Genomic DNA, 17,898 nt, shown 5'->3' on the forward strand with positions numbered 1-17,898 from the left:
GCTGCGCGGTGATCGAGTGGATCACCGGGAGGACGAGGACATGGGCGGCAGCGGATGGTGGGCCACGGGCCCGTACCGGGAGGACCTGGCAGCGGCGCTGCGGCTCGCCCAGGAACTGGAGCTGAAGGACGACGACCACAACTCCGGGGGCATGACCGTGGACGAGCTCTGGCAGGACGAGGAATGGCAGGAGTACATCCTGACCGGCGGCACCGGCTCGGTCCTCGACCAGTGGCGACTGATCGACGCCGAGGCCCCCGACGAGGAGGCCATGATGCGCCCCCTCACCGACCGCGAGGTGCGCACCTGGGCCCCCACCGGCCGGCCCACCGTCGCCGAATGGGTCGACGCCCTCGTGACCGGCACCCTCGAGTACCCCCCGCGAGCCAGCGGCAGGTGCACCGTCCTCCACACCGACGGCCATCCCTCCGCCATCGGCTACTGGGGCGTCACGGCGGACTGATCCGTGCCGTCGACGGCACTCGGGCGGTCACCCAAGGGGCGCGGGGAGCTGCGCAATTCGGATGCGGCCCTCCGTACAGATCACGGAGGCTGCGCCGAGCCCTGCCGCCAGGGCCAGGGTGCGGGGCCGCCGTCCCCGGTCCGGCTGCCGCCGCGCCCGTCGTGGCGGCAGCCGCGGCGAGTCGGCCCGCACCTGGTCGCACGTCCTCCACCGGCGTCTGGTTCGATCAGGACCTGTTGCTGTCGGTGGTCCGCCGCCCGCGCCTCTGCTGTCGCTTCCGCGGCGGGCCCCGCCGTTCTCCGCGGCGGTGCGCCGCTGCCCGGGCGCGACCGTGCGCGGACGGCGCGGTGCAGGTGAGGAGCGGTTCCGACATGTCGTCGTCCGAGGTGCTGTCGGTCGGCCTGCTGGTGGTGGTGCTGGTCTGCGCGGTGGTCCGGCCGTTCGGCCTGCCGGAGGCGGTGGCGGCCGTGCCGGCCGCCGCGGTCGCCCTGGGCACCGGCGTGCTCTCCATGGAGCATGCGCGCGAGGAGGCCGAGCGGCTCGGCCCGGTGATCGGCTTCCTCGCCGCCGTGCTGGTGCTGGCCCGGCTCTGCGCGGACGAGGGTCTGTTCCGCGCCTGCGGGGCCTGGATGGCGCGGACGGCGGCGCACCGGCCGCGCCGCCTGCTGCAGCAGGTCTTCGTGGTCGCCTCGCTGATCACGGCGGTGCTCAGCCTGGACGCCACGGTGGTGCTGCTGACCCCGGTGGTGTTCGCGACCGCCGCCCGGCTGGGCGCGCGGCCCAAGCCGCACGTCTACGCCTGCACCCACCTGTCGAACACCGCGTCGCTGCTCCTGCCGGTCTCCAACCTGACCAACCTGCTCGCCTTCGCGGCCGCCGGGCTGGGTTTCCTGCGGTTCGCCGCGCTGATGGCGCTGCCCTGGACGGTGGCCATTGCGGTCGAGTACCTGGTGCTGCGGCGGTTCTTCGCCGCTGACCTGGACGCGGGCGCCGATGCCCCGCCGGCCGGGGACGCCCCGGAGATGCCGCGGTTCGCGCTGGTCACGGTGGTCTGCACACTGGCCGGTTTCGTACCGGCCTCCGCCGTCGGGGTGGACCCGGCCTGGGTGGCCGCCGCCGGGGCGCTGGTGCTCGCCTGCCACGCGCTGGCCCGCCGGCGGACCACCGTGGCCGCGGTGGTGCAGGCGGCGAGCGTGCCGTTCCTCGCCTTCGTGCTGGCGCTCGGCCTGGTGGTGCGGGCGGTGGTCGACAACGGCCTCGCCGATGCGCTCGGCCACCTCGTCCCGGAGGGCGAGGGCCTGGCGGCGCTGCTCGGGATCGCGGTGCTGGCCGCCGTCCTGGCGAACATGATCAACAATCTGCCGGCGGTGCTGGTGCTGCTGCCGCTCACCGCCCCGACCGGCCCCGGTGCGGTGCTCGCGGTGCTGCTGGGCGTCAACATCGGCCCCAACCTCACGTACGCGGGCTCGCTCGCGACCCTGCTGTGGCGCCGGATCGTGCACGCCCATCAGGGGGAGGTCGGCCTCGGGGAGTTCACCCGGCTGGGGCTGCTCACCGTGCCCGCTTCCCTGGTGCTGTCCGTGGTGGCACTGTGGGGGTCCCTGCAGCTCGTCGGAGGGTGAGCCGGTGGCGGTCGTGGTGTGGGTGGCCGAGGGGACCTGGCAGGCCTGCATCGATGCGATGCGCATGTACGTCCCGGCAAGGACGCCCGTCGTGCTGCTGCACGTGAGCCCGGAGGACGTGGCGGGCGCGGCGCACGGTGCGTTCGCCGGGCTGATGGGGCGTGGGCACCCCCGGAGCAGCCCGCCCGACGGCTGGGGCAGCGACCCCGGCACCCGGATGGAGGCCCTGGCGGACGCCGCCGGCCGACGGCTGCTCGACGCGGCCGCGGAGCGCCTGGGCCGTCCGTGCACCCGGGTCGAGTGCGCCGGGCGGGTCGAGCACGAGGTGGTGACCGCCGCGGCCGGCGCGGACCTGCTGGTGCTCGCCCGGGACGGCGACCGCACCCGCCCGGGCCCGCGCAGCCTCGCCCCGGCGACGCGCTTCGCGGTCGACCACGCGGCGTGCCCGGTGCTGCTGGTGTGGCCCGCACCCCCGCAGGCTCCTGCCCTGCCGCCGGGCGCGCACTGACCCCTGCGGAGGGTGGCCCTGGTGGACCCAGGAACACCGGCACCCTGGGTGGCGCCCCGCCGCGGCGGCAGGCTGACGGATGTCACCGAGCGCCGACGGCAACCGCCGACGGCCCGACCTTCCGCCAGGAGTCCACCGTGTCGTACACCTCCCTCTCCGGCCGCACCGCCGTCGTCACCGGCGCCGCGAGCGGCATGGGCGCCGCCACCGCCAGGCTGCTCGCCGAGCAGGGCGCCTCGGTCGCCCTGCTCGCCCGCCGCGAGGACCGGCTCAAGGAGCTCGCCGCCGGCATCGAGGCCGCGGGCGGCCGCGCCCTGGCCGTGCCCGCCGACGTCACCGACCAGCAGTCGGTGGACGCGGCCGCCGCCCTGGTCGGCGACGGGTTCGGCCGGGTCGACCTGGTGGTGGCCGCGGCCGGGGTGATGCTCCCCAACCCCGTCGACGACGGCCGGATCGACGAGTGGTCCCGCATGATCGACACCAACCTCACCGGTGTGCTGCGGACCGTCCGGGCCTTCACCGGCGACCTGGTGGCCTCGGCCGCCGGGGGCGGTCCCGCGGACCTGGTCACCGTCTCCTCGATCGCCTCCCACGTCAGCTTCCCGAACTACGCCGTCTACAGCGCCACCAAGGCCGCCCTGACCCACCTCGCGGCCTCGCTGCGCAGCGAGTTCGGCCCGCGCGACGTCCGGGTGACCAACATCGAGCCCGGCCTGACCGACACCGAGCTCGGCCACCACATCGACAACCCCGCGCTCGGCCTGGACGGCCAGCTCGGCGCCATGTTCGACGCCATCGGCCCGATCTCCTCCGAGGACGTCGCCGACCTGATCGCCTTCGCCGCGAGCCGCCCGCGCCACGTGAACCTCCGCCAGCTGGTGGTCCTCCCCACCCGCCAGGCCTGACCGGCCCCCGGCCGGGGGGGCCGGCCCGGCAGCTGCCCCGACGCCTGTTCGGACGCCGTCGGTGGCCGGGCCGGGCGGGACGGGCAATGCTGGTCTTCCGGCCCCGTCGTGAACCCCCGAGCACGACGGGGCCCGTCGCGTCCCACGCCCTCCCTCCTGTGGAGGTTCGGCTGTGGAGGTTCGGCGAAGCCGTTGTAGGGCGCTGTACGCGCGGCTACGCTGCCTCCCATGAAGCAGCTGAACGTCCGACTCGACGACGAGGCCCACGAGGCCCTGGAGCAGCGCGCCGAAGCGGCGGGGATGACGCTCCCGGAGTACGCGCGCAAGGTCCTCGCGGAGGAGGCCGACGAGCGCCGCGAGCGCTTCCTGACGGCTGCCGCGCACTTCTCCCAGGAGTGGGGCCCCGCCTTCGAGGCCGAGTTCGGCCCCTACCCGCAGGCCGGCGGCGCCGGGGCGGCGAGCGCCGCGTGATCCTGCGCATCGACCGGGCCTGGCTGCTCGACATCGCCCACCAGTTCCTGCCCGGGGACCCGGACGTGACCGACTACGGGTCGCTGGCCGCGGCCGTCGCCCGGCACGTCGACGAGGTGATGGAGGTGCCGGTCTACGGCGGCCTGCACCAGCGTGCGGCGGCGCTGATGCACCAGCTGGTGCGGGTGCCCGCGCTGCAGTTCGGCAACGAGCACTTCGCGGCCGTCGTCGCCGCCTCCTATCTGAGCGCCTCCGGGGTGATCGTCACCGCGGAGCCCAAGCAGGCCGCCGAGCTCGCCGCCCGGCTGCGCGACGGGCGGGCGGACGTCCGCGAGTGCGCGGACGCCATCCGCGGCTGGTACCGCTGACCGCCGGGCGCACGCGACCGGCTTCGGCGACGGCCCGGTGACGCGCCGGAGCGATCCGACGCCCACCACCGCGTGCCGGCCGCTGCAGGGGACGGCCGCCGTGGTGGCGCGCACCCTGCCCCGACACCGCCGCAGGCCCCGGAGGTTCGCCTTGGCACCGGACACCCCGTACATCGCCGTCGTGGGCCCTGCCACGGCCACCGGACGGGAGCAGCAGCTGGCCCGCCGGGTCGGCGAACTCCTCGCCGGCCACGGCGCGGTGGTGGTCTGCGGCGGCATGGGCGGGGTGATGGAGGCCGTCTGTGCGGGGGCGCACAGCCGCGGCGGCACCACCGTCGGCCTGCTGCCCGGCACGGACCGCACCGGCGCCAACCCGCACCTGACGGTGGCGCTGGCCACCGGCGTCGGCGAACTCCGCAACGGCCTGATCGTGCAGGCGAGCGACGCCCTGCTGGCGGTCGGCGGCAGCTGGGGCACGCTGAACGAGATCGCCCTCGCGGTGCGCCGCGGCAAGCCCGCCGTCGTCCTGGAGGGCTGGGCCGTCCCGGACGCCCCACCGGAGCCCGCCCTCCGCTCCGCCGCCACACCGGAGGAGGCCGTGGCCGCCGTGCTGGACGCCCTCCGCCGCGAGTGACCGGTCAGGCACTCGGCCGGCGGCGCGTACTCACCCGGTCGGGTAGCCGATCTCCGCGACGTCCTCGGCCAGGTCCGCGAGGGTGAGCTCCGGGTTCAGCGACGACACCAGTTCGTGGCTCAGCGGCCGCAGGGCGTACACGGCGCGCACCGCCTCCGGGTCGACGGACACCTCGTAGTAGTCCTCCGCGAAGCGCCGGTACGCCTCCGGGGAACGGTCGACCAGCAGCTCGAACAGCCCCGCTGCCCCGTCCGGGTCGGCGTGGCCGTCCGGGAAGTCGATCACACCGTGCTGCCACCGGTCGTCCGTCCGCGCCCGCCAAAGGCAGACCGTCACCGCGGGCACGCCGTCCTCGTCGGTGAACGCCGGCTCCTCGACGAAGGGCCTGAAGACCTCGGGGACGTCGTCGATCACCCCCGGCCAGGGCTCGGCGTCGTTGCCGTACGGGCTCATCGGCGACTCGTGGTCGAAGCCGCGGACGTACGCGCCGGCCGCCGAGAACACGACGGAGTACTCGTCCCCCGACCCGTTGCGCATCGAGGCCATCTCCTCGCCGTCGGCCCAGCCGGCGTCGAAGGAGTAGTACCGGCCCTCCCAGTCCGGGCTCAGGATCGCATCGAGCATCGCCAGCGAGCGGCACAAGCCCCGCAGGTCTGCGACGGAGGGCAGCAGGCGGGCCACGTCATGAACGGTCACGTGCCCATCCAACCGGACAACCCGACACCACGCCCATCACGCCCCCGGTCGAGGGCCGGTCCGCAGGATCTCCCCGATCCGGTCCACGACCGAGGCACGGGGCCGCGCGCGGACGGCGGCCGCCTCGGTGAGCACCGCCGCCGCCCAGCCGGGCCGGCCGAACCGGTCTGCCGGCCTCTCGCCCACCACCTGCCGGACCAGTTCCGCCGCGGCCACCGTCTCGCGCCGCCGGTAGCCCTGGCGGTGGCGGGTGAACTCCGCGCCCCAGTACTCGTACGGGCTGCGCAGGGACGCCGTCAGCCGGGCGGGCCCGAGCCCCACCGAGGGCGCGGCCCCTCCCAGGTTGAGCAGCAGGCGGCTGAAGCGGGCGAAGCCCCTGGTGTTGGCCAGCCTGCCGGGCTGCACCTGGAGGTCCAGCTCCATGACCCGCGGCCAGGGAATGCGCACGCTCGTCTCCCCGTCGCGCCGGACGGCGACCCCGGCCCGGCCGAGTTCGATGCAGGTCGCACCGGGCGGCTCGGGATCGCCGACCACCCAGTGGTCGCCGACCGCGGACAGCGGTCCCAGTCGGGGGAGCATCGCCGGGCTCCGTTCTGCGGCCCGCCGCCGTGCGGGGCCACGGCCGGGGACCTTCGCGATCACCCTAGGGCGGGTCTTACGGATCTTGCCGATCCCGCGCCGACGGGGTGCCGCCGAGAAAGTGACGGAAATTCACGGGAACCCGAGGGGCCGTCCGGACACTGGATCGGCGTGGAGTCATTCCTGCCCGGTGAGGGGTCGCATGCAGAGGACCGTGAGGCGTTCGGCGCCCTCTTCGACGAGCACGTGCACGCCGTGTTCGCGCATGCCGTCAGAACGACCGGCGACCGGGCCCTCGCCGACGACGTGGTGTCGCTGACCTTCCTGGAGGCCTGGCGGCTGCGGGACAAGCTGCGCGGCGAGGTCCTCCACCCCAGGGCGTGGCTGCTGGGCATCGCCGCGAATGTGCTGCGCAACACCGCCAGGGCGGCACGGCGTCACCGTGCCGCGCTCTTCCGGATGCCACCGCGGGAGCCGGTGCCGGACTTCGCCGAGGAGCTGATCGGGCGGATGGCCGACGCCGAGGCGCTCGCCGCAGCCGTCCGCGCGCTCGCACAACTGCGGCGCGGCGAACGGGAAGTGTTCGCCCTCGTCGTGTGGTCCGGGCTCGGCTACGCGGAGGCGGCCGAGGCACTGGGCGTGCCGGTGGGCACCGTCCGCTCCCGGCTGTCGCGGGCGAGGGAGAAGCTCCGCAGGTCCGTCGCCGCCGAACAGCGCACAGTCCGTTCCGACGCCGGCGGCCCGGCCCCGGCACACCCGCAGGGGAGGCAGCAGTGACCACCGCACCCGGACACCGCCACGACGCCGACGAGCAGAGCGAACGCCGCGCGCTCGCACGGCTGCTGCCCCCGCCGCCGCACGCCGGCCTCTCCGCCGAGCGCCGGCACGCCCACCGGGCCTTCCTGTTGCAGGAGGCCGAGCGACCTGCCCCGTCCCGCGCCCGTCGCCCGCTGCTGGTACTGGCGGCCGCCGCTGCCGTCGCGGCCCTGGTCCTCGGGGTGAACGCCCTGGGTACCGGCGCCCCGCCGGCACCGGTGCCTCCGGCCAGCGCCGCGTCGGTCCGGCTGCTGGAACGGGCGGCCCTCGCCGCCCACGCCGACCCCGGGCCCGCCCCCCGCGGCACCCAGTACGGCTACGTCAGGACGGTCGGCCGCAGCACCGCGCTCAGCGAGGACGGCGGCACCATGCGGCGCGACACCGTCAGCGAGAACACCGAGCAGTGGACGGCCGTGGACGGCACCCGCCCAGGGCTCCGGCGCACCGACCGGGGAGAGCACGAGCTCCCCGCCCCCGGCGCCGGCACGCTCAACTCCCCCACCTACCGCCTTCTCGCCGCGCTGCCCGCCGACCCGGACGCCCTGCTCGCCCGCATCCGCGCGGACGCCGAACTCAACCACGGCGCCGGCTCCGGCTCGACCACCGGCCCCGACCAGGAGGCCTTCACGGCCATCGGCGACCTGCTGCGCAGCTCGGTGGCCCCGCCCGAGGTGAGCGCCGCCCTCTACCGCGCGGCGGCCCGCATCCCGGGCGTGGTCACCGTGGACGACGCCGTCGACGCCGCCGGACGCCACGGCACGGCCGTCGCCCGGGTGCACGGCGGGGAACGCTCCGAGTGGATCTTCGACCCCGGGACCCTGCGCCTGCTCGGCGAACGCACCGTCCTCCTCCAGGACGGCCCCTGGGGCCGCGCGGGCGACGAGGTCAGCTCGATCGCCGTGGTCACCCGCGGCATCGTCGACGCCCCCGGCCAGGTGCCCACCGCGGGCACCTGACGTCGGCCCTGTCAGGCGTGCCGGCCGGGCAGGTCCGCCGAGGCGGGCAGCGCCCGCCAGTACGCCGCCGGCCGGGCCAGCACCTCGCCGAGCAGCCGCCCGGCCGCCCCGGCGAGGGCGCGCGCCGCCTCGTCAGGATCGTCGAACTCCTCCTCCTCGCAGAGGATTTCGTGGCTGCCGCAGTCCTCCCCGTACTCGGCGCAGTCCACCTCGATGTATGCGGTCACCATCCACGGCGGCCCGGCCCGCCGGCCGTGGAGGCAGCGCCGGGGGACGAAGGCCGAAGCCGCCATCCGCACACCCGGCACGCCCACAGCACCGAACACCCCGGTCAGGGTGATCCCTTCACACCGCTCATAGCCCAGGCGCCCGCCCGCCGACAGCCCGAGGTGCACCGCGATCCGCTCCAGGCGCCCGTCCGCAGCCTGCAACTCCTCCGCCGCCGCGTGAGCGTCCCGCACCCCGGGGAAGGCCCACCTGAGGTCGCCGTCGCGCATGGGAATGAACTCGTCCACGCGCAGCGAGTGTAGGTGCCCGCAGCAGTCTCCGGCTCGGCCCTGCCTCCCCAGCCGAGGGCGACACACAACACCGCCCCGACGGCGGCAGGCGAAGCCTCAGGAACCCGCATGCGTTCCCACCTGGGCATCTGGCACGATCGGGCGCGTGCCCGCCCGAAACCGCCGCCTCCCGCGCCACCTGTCCTGGCCGCTCACCCCGACCGACCTCTGCGAGGCCCTCGGCGACGAACCCGTCGACCCGGAGGCCGTGTCGTTCGACGAACACCCCTGGGGCTGCAGAACCCTGCTGACCGTCAGGTGGGTGCCGCCGATCTCGTCCAACTACGGGCAGGGCATCCACCCCGGACTGTGGAACACCCTGCAGATCGCCGTCGCCCCGCTTCCCGCCGGCGAGCGGGCCGCCGCCCGCGAGCTCCTGCGGGGGCGGGTGCTTCCCGAGCTCCGCGCCTGGATCGCCAACGCCCGGCAGGCGCCGGAGGGTTGGAGGCTGAGCCCGCACAGCCGTTCCTGGCGGATCGAGGACGGCGCCATCACCCGCAGCGAGGACGGGCAGCCGTTCCGCTGAGGCCGGCCGTCAGCCCTGAGGGGCGCGGTCGGCGGAGAAGGTGAGGCCGCCGTCGGCGAGCGGGCGGCGGCCCGGGGCGGGCACGGTCGGCTCGGACGCGGGCGGGGGCAGGAACAGGGCCCGGTCGATCGGCGGGAGCGGCCGGCGGTCCGGGGCGTCCACCGCGTCGGTGGCCGGAGCGGAGAAGACGGGCATGCCCAGCGGGCGGCGATCATCGTTCACGTCCGCAGCCTGGCCCACCAGGGCACACTCGGGCAACCGCATTCCGTGGCGGGTCGGCGGAGGAGCCGTGGAGGCCCTGCGCCGACCGTCAACCGACGGGCCGTCGGAACGAGTTGCCGGGCGGGCCGGGCATGCTTGCTCCTATGACCGCTCCGGACCCTTCGGGCCCCGCTACGATCTTCCGCAGGTGAGCCGGGAAGTCTGGTCGGCACGTTGCCCTGCCGCGCCCGGAGCCGCCCTGTGAACCACGCCCGACGGTCCGACCGTTGCGCTGTGCCGGCGGTGGGCCGGTGAATCCGCAGTGGGTACTTCCGGCCGTCACCACGGCGGTGTTCCTGCCCCCGGCCGCCCTGCTGGCGTCCGGTCGGGTGCCGGCCCGTTGGCGCAGCCGCCTGGAGCCCGTCCGGCTGCGCGGCCTGTCCCTCCCCGGCCTGTCCCTCCTCGGCCTCTACCTGTCGGCGCCGGCCAACGGCGTGCCCCGCACCCTCGGGGCGGGCTTCGGTGTGGTGCTGCTCTGCTCCGCGGCCGGGCTGCTGTGTGCGCTGGGCGGCCCGTCGCTGCTCGTTGTCGCCGGCCGGCGGCAGGCCGCACCGGCCGCGGGCAGGGCGGACGAGCCGCGGTGAGCTGCGCGGGCTGACCGGCGGGGTCAGGGCCGGGGCCCTTCCAGGGTTTCCAGGAGGGTGCGCAGGGTGGCGGCGAGTTCCTCGCGGCCGGCGGCGTCGAGGCCGGCGAGGAGCCGCTGTTCGGTGGCGAGGTGGTCGGGCAGGGCGCGGTCGACGAGGGCGAGGCCCTCGGCCGTCAGGGAGACCAGGACGACGCGGCCGTCGGTGGGGCTGGGGCTGCGGGTGATCAGTCCGTTCGTCTGCAGGCGGTCCAGGCGCTGGGTGATGGCGCCGGAGGTGACCATCGCGGAGCGCATGAGTTCGGCCGGGGTGAGCGGGTTGTCCGGGCCGTTGCGGCGCAGGGTGGCGAGGACGTCGAAGGAGGGCGTGTCGAGGCCGTGTGCGGCGAAGGTGCGGCGCAGCTCGGGTTCGATGAACATGACGAGCCGTTTGAGCCGTCCGATCACCGCCATCGGGGAGACGTCCAGGTCGGGCCGCTGTCGGGCCCACTGGTCCAGCACGGTGTCGACGTGGTCTGCCATGGCGGAAGCCTAGCGGAATGTCTTAGCGGTGAGATACATTCTCTTAGTGCTAAGAAATCGACCTGCCACCCTGCTGCTCACCGCCCTCGCCCCGGCCGTCTGGGGCTCCACCTACCTCGTCACCACCGAGTTACTGCCGCCCGACCGACCGCTGACCGCGGCCGCGCTGCGCGCCCTGCCCGCCGGACTCCTCCTGCTGCTCATCACCCGCCGCCTCCCGAGCGGCAGTTGGTGGTGGAAGTCGCTGGTGCTCGGCGCGCTGAACATCGGCATCTTCCTCGCGCTGCTCTTCGTCGCGGCCTACCGTCTGCCCGGCGGGCTCGCCGCCACCGTCGGCTCCGTCCAGCCCCTGCTGGTCGTCGGACTGTCGGTGGCACTGCTCGGCCAGCGGTTCACCTTGCGCTCCCTGGTCGCCGCCCTCGGCGGCATCGCCGGGGTCGGCCTGCTGGTGCTGCGCGCCGATGCGCGGCCGGACGCGATCGGCATCGCCGCGGCGCTCGGCGGTGCCGTCGTCATGGCCTCCGGCGTGGTGCTCAGCAAGCGGTGGGCGCCGCCCGCCGGGCTGCTCGCCGTCACCGGCTGGCAGCTGGTCGCCGGCGGGCTGCTGCTGGCCCCGACCGCGCTGCTCGCCGAGGGGATGCCACCCGCCCTGACCGTCCGGAACCTCGCCGGGTACGGCTACCTGGGGCTGATCGGCGCCGCGGTGGCGTACGCGCTGTGGTTCCGCGGCATCCGCGCCCTCTCCCCCACCGAGGTCACCTTCCTGGGCCTGCTGAGTCCGCTGGTCGCCACCGTGCTCGGCTGGCTGGCGCTCGACCAGGGGCTCACCGGCCTGCAACTGCTGGGCGGGGCGCTCGCCCTCGGCTCGGTCGTCCTCGCCCAGACCCGCCCCGCCACGGCCGGCCCGCGACCGGGCCGTCCGACGCCCGTCCACAGGGAACCCGGCCGCCCGGACAGTCGGCCGGCCGACAGCCGCGTCCCGTCCGCCGCCGGCTGACCGTCACGACGCACGCGCCCGGCCCGCTCGGCCGAGTGCGGCCTGCCACCAGGCCTCTCCGTCGTGCCACCGGTCGGTGGGGGCGAGGCCGGCTGCGGCGGCCACGGCGGCGGACGGCGTTCACATCGGCTCCCGGGGCAGGGCGGTCGGCGGCCGGACGGTCAGTCACGGCCGCGCCAGCGGAGGATCTCGAGGGCCGCGCCGACCTGGAGGGTGTGCTCGGCGAGCGGCCGCGGCAGCAGCCGGTCGGCGCGGGCCAGCCGCCGGAGCATGGTGTTGCGGTGGGTGAACAGCCGGGCGGCGGCCCGGGAGGCGTTGCACTGTTCGGCGATGAAGACCCGCACCGCCTCGGTGATCTCCGGGGACGCGGACTCCAGGTCGCCGAGCGTGCGCTGGACGAAGCGGTCGGCGCGTTCCGGGTCCTGGGTAGCGAGTGCGACGAGTTCGACCTCGTCGTGCGAGGCCAGCCGGTGGGCCGAGCCCAGTCTGGCGAGCATCTGCTGGGTGGTCAGCGCATCGAGGTGACTGCGGCGGAAACCGTCCATGCCGGGCGCGGCCGAACCGAGGGCGATGCGGACGGCCGGCAGCCCGGCGAGGGCGGTGTGCAGGTCGCCGGTGTCGGGCCGGCCGTGCACCCACACCCAGCGGCTGGCCGCGCTGGCGATGATGCTCAGCGGACGCGTCCGGCCGGCCGCGGCGGCGAGGGCGTCGGCGGCGCGGTCCAGCTGGCGGAGGTCGGCCGCCGGGTCGTCGGCCCACAGGACGGCTGCGGTGTGCTCCGGTTCGAGGGCGTAACCGAGCCGGGCCTCGGCGCGTTGCCGGGTGATCGGCGCGCCGTCCAGCAGCAGGGTGGCGGTCTCGCGGCGTTCGGCGTGGGTGCCGCGGGTGAGTTCGCCGCGCTCGGCGTCCATGCGTGCGGAGATCGCGGCGACGGTGGCGTCGACGAAGGCGGAGATGGAGCGCAGCGAGACGTCGAGGAGTTCGCGCAGTTCCTCGGGGTCGGTGGTGAGGGAGCAGGCGACCTGCGTCCACATCCGGGTGGCGACGCTCTCGCCGACCCGGTAGGCGTCGAGTGCGGACTCGTCGAGGCCGCGCCGGACGAGGTCGCGGGCGACGGCCAGCGGCGCCTCCCCGTCGTTGGCGGGGACGGGTTCGCCGGGGGAGCGGATGTTGGCGGCGGCCCAGAAGAGCAGGTTGGAGCGGTTGGTCCGCCGGGCGCCCGCGGCGAGCACCGGGTCGGTGGCGATCTGCTGCCTGGACTCGCCGGCCAGGGTGGCGGCGTCGAGCTCGGCCAGCCACTCCGGCGGCGGGTTGAGCGCGATCTCGGCACCCCGGCGGATCAGCTCCCGGACCCGGGGCGACGGCGGGTTCCACGGCATGGCGGCAGTGTAGTGGTGCAGAGTGCACCTCCTCCGGAAGGATGCGGTGCAGTCCGCCCCTGGCCGGAGGGCCGGGCCGGGCCCACCATGGAAAGACCCTGCCACCTCCGTCCCTCGGGAGCCGCCACCCATGTCCTCCGCCGCCGCACCGCCCGCAGCCGAGCACCTCGACGTCCTGATCATCGGTGCCGGAATCTCCGGCATCGGGGCGGGGCGGTACCTCAAGACGGAGCTGCCGTCGAAGAGCTTCGCCGTGCTCGAGGCGCGGGGCGCCTCCGGCGGCACCTGGGACCTCTTCCGCTACCCGGGCATCCGCTCCGACTCGGACCTGCACACCTTCGGCTACGAGTTCAAGCCCTGGCGGGACAAGGAGGCGATCGCCTCCGCACCCCGGATCCTGGCGTACCTGCGGGAGACGGTGGCGGAGAACGGCCTGGAGCCGCACATCCGCTACCACCACCGGCTGGTCTCCGCGTCCTGGTCCTCCGAGCGGGCACGCTGGACGGTCGAGGTCGAGCGCACCGACACCGGCGGGCGGACGGAGCTGACCTGCAGCTGGCTGTTCTGCGCCGGCGGCTACTACCGCTACGACGAGGGGTTCACACCCCGCTTCGAGGGCCGGGAGCGCTACCGCGGCACCGTCGTGCACCCGCAGCACTGGCCGGAGGACCTGGACTACGCCGACAAGCGCGTGCTGGTGATCGGCAGCGGCGCGACCGCGGTCACCCTGGTGCCGGCGATGGCCGGCACGGCCGCGCACATCACCATGCTGCAGCGGACGCCGACGTACATCCTGCCGGTGCCGAAGAGGGACACCGTCGGGAACCTGCTGAAGAAGGTCCTCGGGGAGGAGCGCGGGCACGCGCTGACCCGGCGCAAGAACATCGCCCAGCAGCGGGCGGTCTGGCGGCTCTGCCAGCGGTACCCGAAGGCGGCGCGCCGACTGATCCGGTGGATCAACGTCCGCCAGCTGCCCGCGGGTTATCCGGTCGACGAGCACTTCAACCCGCCGTACGACCCGTGGGACCAGCGGCTGTGCGCCGTACCGGACGGCGACCTGTTCAAGGAACTCCGCGCCGGACGGGCCTCGGTGGTGACCGACCGGATCGCCACGTTCACCGAGCGCGGGGTGCTGCTGGAGTCCGGCCGGGAACTCGAGGCGGACATCGTCGTCACCGCCACCGGCCTCAATGTGCAGGCCTTCGGCGGGGCGCGGCTGACCGTCGACGGGGAGCAGGTCAGCCTGCCCGACACCGTCGCCTACAAGGGCATGATGCTGTCGGGCGTGCCGAACTTCGCCTACGCGATCGGCTACACCAACTCCTCGTGGACGCTGAAGGTCGGCCTTTTGTGCGAGCACTTCTGCCGGCTGCTCGCCCACATGGACGCCCAGGGCTGGGACGCCTGCCGGCCCGAGCCCGCCGACCCGGCCATGCCGACGCAGCCGTTCCTCTCCTTCGGCGCCGGCTACATCCAGCGCGCCGTCGACCAACTGCCGCGCCAGGGCGACCGCATGCCGTGGCTGACCTCGATGGACTACCAGGCCGACGTCAGACTGCTGCGCGCCGACAGCGTCCTCGACCCGGAGCTGCACTTCTCCCGTGTCACCCCGTCGGCGGGGGGCCGCCCGGACGAGCGCCGGGCGGCCCGCAGTCAGGCTCCGGCGGGCTGACGGCGTCCGAAGCGGCCGCCGAGCCAGGCGACCGCAGCGAGGACACCGGCGAGCGGGCCGAGGAACGGGGCCGGCGTGGTGTGGAAGACGGTGCTGCCGAGCACGCCGACGAGCTGCCACACCGCGCCGAGCACGGCCGCGGCGGACAGCCAGTGCCAGCGGTCCCACCGCAGGACGGCGATTGGCAGCACCAGCACGGCGACGGTCTGCACGACGAAGCCGTACCGGAACCAGCTCTCGTAGAGGACGTTCCACCACTGGTCGCCGCTGGTGCGGTCGGTGAGGAAGTCCTCGCGGTACTCGAGGAAGGTGGTGCTGTGGCGCCCCGACCACCAGGGCCACGCATAGAGGCCCACCAGCGTCAGGACGGCGGCGGCCACCGCGAGCCAGGCGTAGCCCGCCCGGCTCCGGCGGGTGTGGTCGATCAGCGGCATTGCTCCCCCTTGTGTCCCCCGGCAGCTCCCGTGCTGCCGTCACCAGTGTGTCGACCGCCGGCCTCCCCCGGTAGGGGTCCCCGGGAACGACCGGTCGGTCAGGGGACGCGCCAGAGCTGGGACCTGGCACCGGGAACGCAGTCGCTGACGGTCAACTGACGGTTGGCGCCGTTGTCGGTGAGGCAGGACGTGCCGGGCCCGTAGGAGGGCTTGATGGTGTAGGTGCCGGCCCCGGCGTCGACCACCGTGAAGGCGGTGATGTGCGCGAAGCCGTCGGCGAGTTCGGTCCCGCCCGGGGTGGACGAGCCGTACGGGACTCCCAGTTTCGGGTAATTGGTACTGCAGGCGTGCAGCGCCACGTACGGCGGGACGGTCCCGACCCGCATCCAGCCGTACTCGGTGTGGCCGCCCATGACGACGGCGACACCCCCGGTCAGGGCGGCCGAGGCCAGGCCCACCTTGAGCCCGTCGCCCACGTTGGTGATCGCTCCCCAGCCCGAACCGCCGCAGCCGTTCGGCACGGTGGCCGGTGTCGCGGGCGCCGCCGTGGTCGGCCTGCTGCCCGTCCCCCCGCCGCTCGCGCCGGAGCCTCCCCCGCTCCCGGAGCCGCCGCCCGCCCGGGTGCCGCCCGCGCCGCCGCCGGCCTGCGTGCCACCGGCACCGCCGACGGGTACGGCTCCGCCCGCCGCGCCTCCGGCGGCCGCACCGCCGGCCGGAACACCGCCGGCCTGGGCGCCGCCGCCCGCGCCGCCGTCCGGCGCCGCCGGGCTCGCACCGGGCGCCGAGGAGACTGCCGCGGGCGAGGCCGGACCCCCGGCTGCGCCGCCGGCCGCCGCGGCCGGGGTGACCGGGACCGGGCCGGTGGACGACCGGCTGTCGGGCGCGGCCGCGCGGGCCTGCCAGGGCAGCAGGTCGAGCCGGTCCACGGTGACGACGGACGTGGCGACGACCACCGGGACGACCAGGGCCACCAGGGTGCTGCGAGCCCTGCGCGGGGGCATCCGCCCGGTCTCCGGGGCGATCACCACCGCCGGGGGCTCCGGCTCGGCCTTCGCGGGCACCTGCGCCGGGCCATCGCCCTCGGGCTTCTCGGGCTTGTCGGGCTTCTCCGCCGTGTCGGGCTTCGTGGGCCTCTCGGGCTTGTCGGGTCGCAGGCCGAGGTCGACGGTGGGACGGGAGACGGCCACCGGGCCGCCTGCCGCGGACCGCACCGCGGCCGCCATCTCGACGGCGTCGGCGAAGCGCTCCTCGGGCTGCTTGGCGAGGGCCTTGGCGACCAGTGCGCGGACCGGCTCCGGGAGTTCGGCGGGCAGCTCCGGGGCCGGTTCCCGGACGTGCTTGAGCACCACCTCCAGGGCGGTCTCGCCGGTGAACGGCGGTGCCCCGGTCAGAAGTTCGTAGCAGACCGCGCCGACCGAGTACAGGTCGGAGGCGGGGGTGGCGTCCCGGCCCTCGGCCCGCTCCGGGGCCATGTAGAGGGCGGTGCCGATCACGGCGTGCGCGGTGGTGATCCCGGTCTCCGCGAGCGTGCGGGCGATGCCGAAGTCGGTGACGGTCACCGCCCCCTCGCCGCTCAGCATCAGGTTGACGGTTTGATGTCGCGGTGCACGATCTTCCGCCGGTGCGCGGCGTGCAGGGCGTCCAGGACCTGGGCGACGACGTCCAGGGCCCGCGCCACCTCGAGCGTGCCGGTCTCCTTGCGGACCTGGTCCAGCGGCCGGCCGTCCAGGAGTTCCATCACGATCCAGGCGAGCCGCCCGGAGGGGTCGCCGTCGTCCTCGCCGTAGTCGTGGATGTCCACAATGCCGGGATGGCTGACCGCGGCGAGCACCTTGGCCTCGCGGCGGAAGCGCGCGGCGAACGCGGCGTCCTCGAGCAGCGCCGGGAGCACGATCTTGACGGCCACCTCGCGGCCGAGCACGCCGTCCACCGCCCGCCAGACCTCGCCCATGGCGCCGCTGCCGAGCCGCCCGGCCAGCGTGTACCGTCCACCGAGTACCGTGCCCTGACCCCACATGGCTGCAATCCCCCTGCTGTACCCGGACGTTCCGGGTGCGATCCCAGGACGAGTGTGGCTGCTCCGCAGTCTGATGTGAAGTCAGTTTCTAGAATATATTTCTACTTTGGGCCACCACCGGGCCCGCCACGACAGACAGGACGGCCCGACATGTCCCCGAAGCAGCAGCGCGGCGAGGCCACCGTGGAGCGCGTCCTCGCCGCCGCCCTGGACGTCTACGCCGCCTCGGGCCAGCAGGGCTTCACCGTGAACGCGGTGGCCAAGGGCGCCGGCGTCAGCCTCGGCAGCCTGTACCACCACTTCGGCAGTCTCGACGGGCTGGCCGCCGCGCTCTACATCCGGTGCATGGAGCAGCTGTTCGACGAGATGGTCGGCGCGGTCGCCCGCACCCGCACCGCACGGACGGGTGTGCGGGCGATCGTCGTGGCCTATCTGCGGTTCACCCGGGAGCACCCGGACGCGGCGCTCTTCCTGCACGCCTCCGCCTACTCCGGGTACCTGGCGGCCCATGCCGACGAAATCCGTGCCGCCAAGGCGGCCAAGCTGGGGGCGCTCGCGGAGTGGCTGGGCCCGCGGATCATCTCCGGCGAGATCGCCCCCATCCCCTCGTCGCTCATCGAGGCACTGGTGCTCGGCCCGGCCGCGGAGGCCGCGCGGCGCTGGCTCTCCAGCACCTACGACCTGGACCTCGACCAGGCCGAACGCATCCTCCCCGACCGGGTCTGGCGCTCCCTCCAACCCGACTGACGGGCTTTGCCGGCAGTGGAGCAAGAAGCAGGAACAGCAGAGCGACCCGGGGAACACCCGGCCCCGGACAGACACCGCTGCGGCGGCAGCCCACGACCGGGCGGGCGACGCCCCTACGGGCGGTCGACCTCCGGCGGAGGAGGGAAGATCCCGGTCTCCAGGTGTCGAAGGAAACGCTCCAGGCG

Annotated in this window: 21 protein-coding genes and 1 pseudogene; 14 read left to right on the forward strand and 8 right to left on the reverse strand. The window is 74.9% G+C overall.

Going from position 1 to position 17,898, the window contains the following annotated elements; translation table 11 throughout:
* The first annotated feature begins 40 nt into the window (after nt 1-40).
* The 7 genes from ACQ614_RS03685 (at nt 41) to ACQ614_RS03715 (ending at nt 4,971) form a co-directional block, all read left to right on the forward strand.
* On the forward strand, nt 41-463 hold the full coding sequence (locus tag ACQ614_RS03685; RefSeq protein WP_431676701.1) for a hypothetical protein: 423 nt from the start codon (nt 41-43) through the stop codon (nt 461-463).
* Between the two features lie 371 nt (nt 464-834).
* Nucleotides 835-2,085 (forward strand): SLC13 family permease, encoded by a 1,251-nt coding sequence (locus ACQ614_RS03690; RefSeq protein ID WP_431676702.1) that lies wholly within the window; start codon nt 835-837, stop codon nt 2,083-2,085.
* A 4-nt stretch (nt 2,086-2,089) separates the two neighbouring features.
* On the forward strand, nt 2,090-2,593 hold the full coding sequence (locus ACQ614_RS03695) for a universal stress protein (RefSeq protein WP_431676703.1): 504 nt from the start codon (nt 2,090-2,092) through the stop codon (nt 2,591-2,593).
* A gap of 137 nt (nt 2,594-2,730) precedes the next feature.
* Nucleotides 2,731-3,498: an SDR family oxidoreductase gene (locus ACQ614_RS03700; protein WP_431676704.1), complete on the forward strand. Its 768-nt coding sequence runs from the start codon at nt 2,731-2,733 to the stop codon at nt 3,496-3,498.
* A gap of 228 nt (nt 3,499-3,726) precedes the next feature.
* Nucleotides 3,727-3,969, forward strand: coding sequence for a plasmid mobilization protein (locus ACQ614_RS03705; RefSeq protein WP_363486960.1), 243 nt, complete (start codon nt 3,727-3,729; stop codon nt 3,967-3,969).
* Nucleotides 3,966-4,337: a fic family toxin-antitoxin system, toxin component gene (locus ACQ614_RS03710; RefSeq protein ID WP_431676705.1), complete on the forward strand. Its 372-nt coding sequence runs from the start codon at nt 3,966-3,968 to the stop codon at nt 4,335-4,337. Before ACQ614_RS03705 ends, ACQ614_RS03710 begins: the two co-directional genes overlap by 4 nt.
* Nucleotides 4,338-4,488: 151 nt before the next feature.
* On the forward strand, nt 4,489-4,971 hold the full coding sequence (locus ACQ614_RS03715) for a TIGR00725 family protein (protein WP_431676706.1): 483 nt from the start codon (nt 4,489-4,491) through the stop codon (nt 4,969-4,971).
* A 30-nt stretch (nt 4,972-5,001) separates the two neighbouring features.
* On the opposite strand, the gene ACQ614_RS03720 is transcribed toward ACQ614_RS03715, so the two are convergent.
* Nucleotides 5,002-5,667, reverse strand: a complete 666-nt coding sequence (locus ACQ614_RS03720; protein ID WP_431676707.1) for a hypothetical protein — start codon at nt 5,665-5,667, stop codon at nt 5,002-5,004.
* Nucleotides 5,668-5,703: 36 nt separating this feature from the next.
* Nucleotides 5,704-6,246: a hypothetical protein gene (locus tag ACQ614_RS03725; protein WP_431676708.1), complete on the reverse strand. Its 543-nt coding sequence runs from the start codon at nt 6,244-6,246 to the stop codon at nt 5,704-5,706.
* A gap of 165 nt (nt 6,247-6,411) precedes the next feature.
* On the opposite strand from ACQ614_RS03725, the gene ACQ614_RS03730 reads away from it, so the two are divergent.
* Entirely contained in the window at nt 6,412-7,023 is a 612-nt protein-coding gene (locus ACQ614_RS03730; RefSeq protein WP_431683816.1) for an RNA polymerase sigma factor, read from the forward strand.
* Nucleotides 7,020-8,018: a CU044_5270 family protein gene (locus tag ACQ614_RS03735; protein WP_431676709.1), complete on the forward strand. Its 999-nt coding sequence runs from the start codon at nt 7,020-7,022 to the stop codon at nt 8,016-8,018. Before ACQ614_RS03730 ends, ACQ614_RS03735 begins: the two co-directional genes overlap by 4 nt.
* Nucleotides 8,019-8,029: 11 nt before the next feature.
* Here the strand turns inward: ACQ614_RS03735 and ACQ614_RS03740 are convergent, their stop codons facing one another.
* Nucleotides 8,030-8,533, reverse strand: a complete 504-nt coding sequence (locus ACQ614_RS03740) for a hypothetical protein (protein WP_431676710.1) — start codon at nt 8,531-8,533, stop codon at nt 8,030-8,032.
* A 148-nt stretch (nt 8,534-8,681) separates the two neighbouring features.
* On the opposite strand from ACQ614_RS03740, the gene ACQ614_RS03745 reads away from it, so the two are divergent.
* Nucleotides 8,682-9,101, forward strand: coding sequence for a hypothetical protein (locus ACQ614_RS03745; RefSeq protein ID WP_431676711.1), 420 nt, complete (start codon nt 8,682-8,684; stop codon nt 9,099-9,101).
* A gap of 9 nt (nt 9,102-9,110) precedes the next feature.
* Here the strand turns inward: ACQ614_RS03745 and ACQ614_RS03750 are convergent, their stop codons facing one another.
* Complete coding sequence (locus ACQ614_RS03750) at nt 9,111-9,323, reverse strand: hypothetical protein (protein ID WP_431676712.1); 213 nt, start codon at nt 9,321-9,323, stop codon at nt 9,111-9,113.
* A gap of 290 nt (nt 9,324-9,613) precedes the next feature.
* On the opposite strand from ACQ614_RS03750, the gene ACQ614_RS03755 reads away from it, so the two are divergent.
* Nucleotides 9,614-9,946, forward strand: coding sequence for a hypothetical protein (locus tag ACQ614_RS03755; RefSeq protein ID WP_431676713.1), 333 nt, complete (start codon nt 9,614-9,616; stop codon nt 9,944-9,946).
* Between the two features lie 23 nt (nt 9,947-9,969).
* On the opposite strand, the gene ACQ614_RS03760 is transcribed toward ACQ614_RS03755, so the two are convergent.
* Nucleotides 9,970-10,467, reverse strand: coding sequence for a MarR family winged helix-turn-helix transcriptional regulator (locus ACQ614_RS03760; RefSeq protein ID WP_431676714.1), 498 nt, complete (start codon nt 10,465-10,467; stop codon nt 9,970-9,972).
* Between the two features lie 46 nt (nt 10,468-10,513).
* On the opposite strand from ACQ614_RS03760, the gene ACQ614_RS03765 reads away from it, so the two are divergent.
* Nucleotides 10,514-11,464 (forward strand): EamA family transporter, encoded by a 951-nt coding sequence (locus ACQ614_RS03765; protein ID WP_431676715.1) that lies wholly within the window; start codon nt 10,514-10,516, stop codon nt 11,462-11,464.
* Between the two features lie 161 nt (nt 11,465-11,625).
* On the opposite strand, the gene ACQ614_RS03770 is transcribed toward ACQ614_RS03765, so the two are convergent.
* Nucleotides 11,626-12,843 (reverse strand): PucR family transcriptional regulator, encoded by a 1,218-nt coding sequence (locus tag ACQ614_RS03770; RefSeq protein WP_431676716.1) that lies wholly within the window; start codon nt 12,841-12,843, stop codon nt 11,626-11,628.
* Nucleotides 12,844-12,973: 130 nt separating this feature from the next.
* Here ACQ614_RS03770 and ACQ614_RS03775 point away from each other — a divergent pair, with 130 nt between their 5' ends.
* Complete coding sequence (locus ACQ614_RS03775; protein ID WP_431676717.1) at nt 12,974-14,515, forward strand: flavin-containing monooxygenase; 1,542 nt, start codon at nt 12,974-12,976, stop codon at nt 14,513-14,515.
* Here the strand turns inward: ACQ614_RS03775 and ACQ614_RS03780 are convergent.
* Both ACQ614_RS03780 and ACQ614_RS03785 read right to left on the reverse strand, forming a co-directional pair.
* Nucleotides 14,497-14,949: a hypothetical protein gene (locus tag ACQ614_RS03780; protein ID WP_431676718.1), complete on the reverse strand. Its 453-nt coding sequence runs from the start codon at nt 14,947-14,949 to the stop codon at nt 14,497-14,499. The genes ACQ614_RS03775 and ACQ614_RS03780 overlap by 19 nt on opposite strands.
* A 98-nt stretch (nt 14,950-15,047) precedes the next feature.
* Nucleotides 15,048-16,966: pseudogene (locus ACQ614_RS03785) on the reverse strand (protein kinase domain-containing protein).
* Nucleotides 16,967-17,116: 150 nt separating this feature from the next.
* Here ACQ614_RS03785 and ACQ614_RS03790 point away from each other — a divergent pair.
* Nucleotides 17,117-17,713, forward strand: coding sequence for a TetR/AcrR family transcriptional regulator (locus ACQ614_RS03790; RefSeq protein WP_431676719.1), 597 nt, complete (start codon nt 17,117-17,119; stop codon nt 17,711-17,713).
* Nucleotides 17,714-17,898 lie beyond the last annotated feature (185 nt).

The sequence above is a fragment of the Kitasatospora dryopteridis genome (assembly GCF_050749075.1).
GTDB lineage: Bacteria > Actinomycetota > Actinomycetes > Streptomycetales > Streptomycetaceae > Kitasatospora.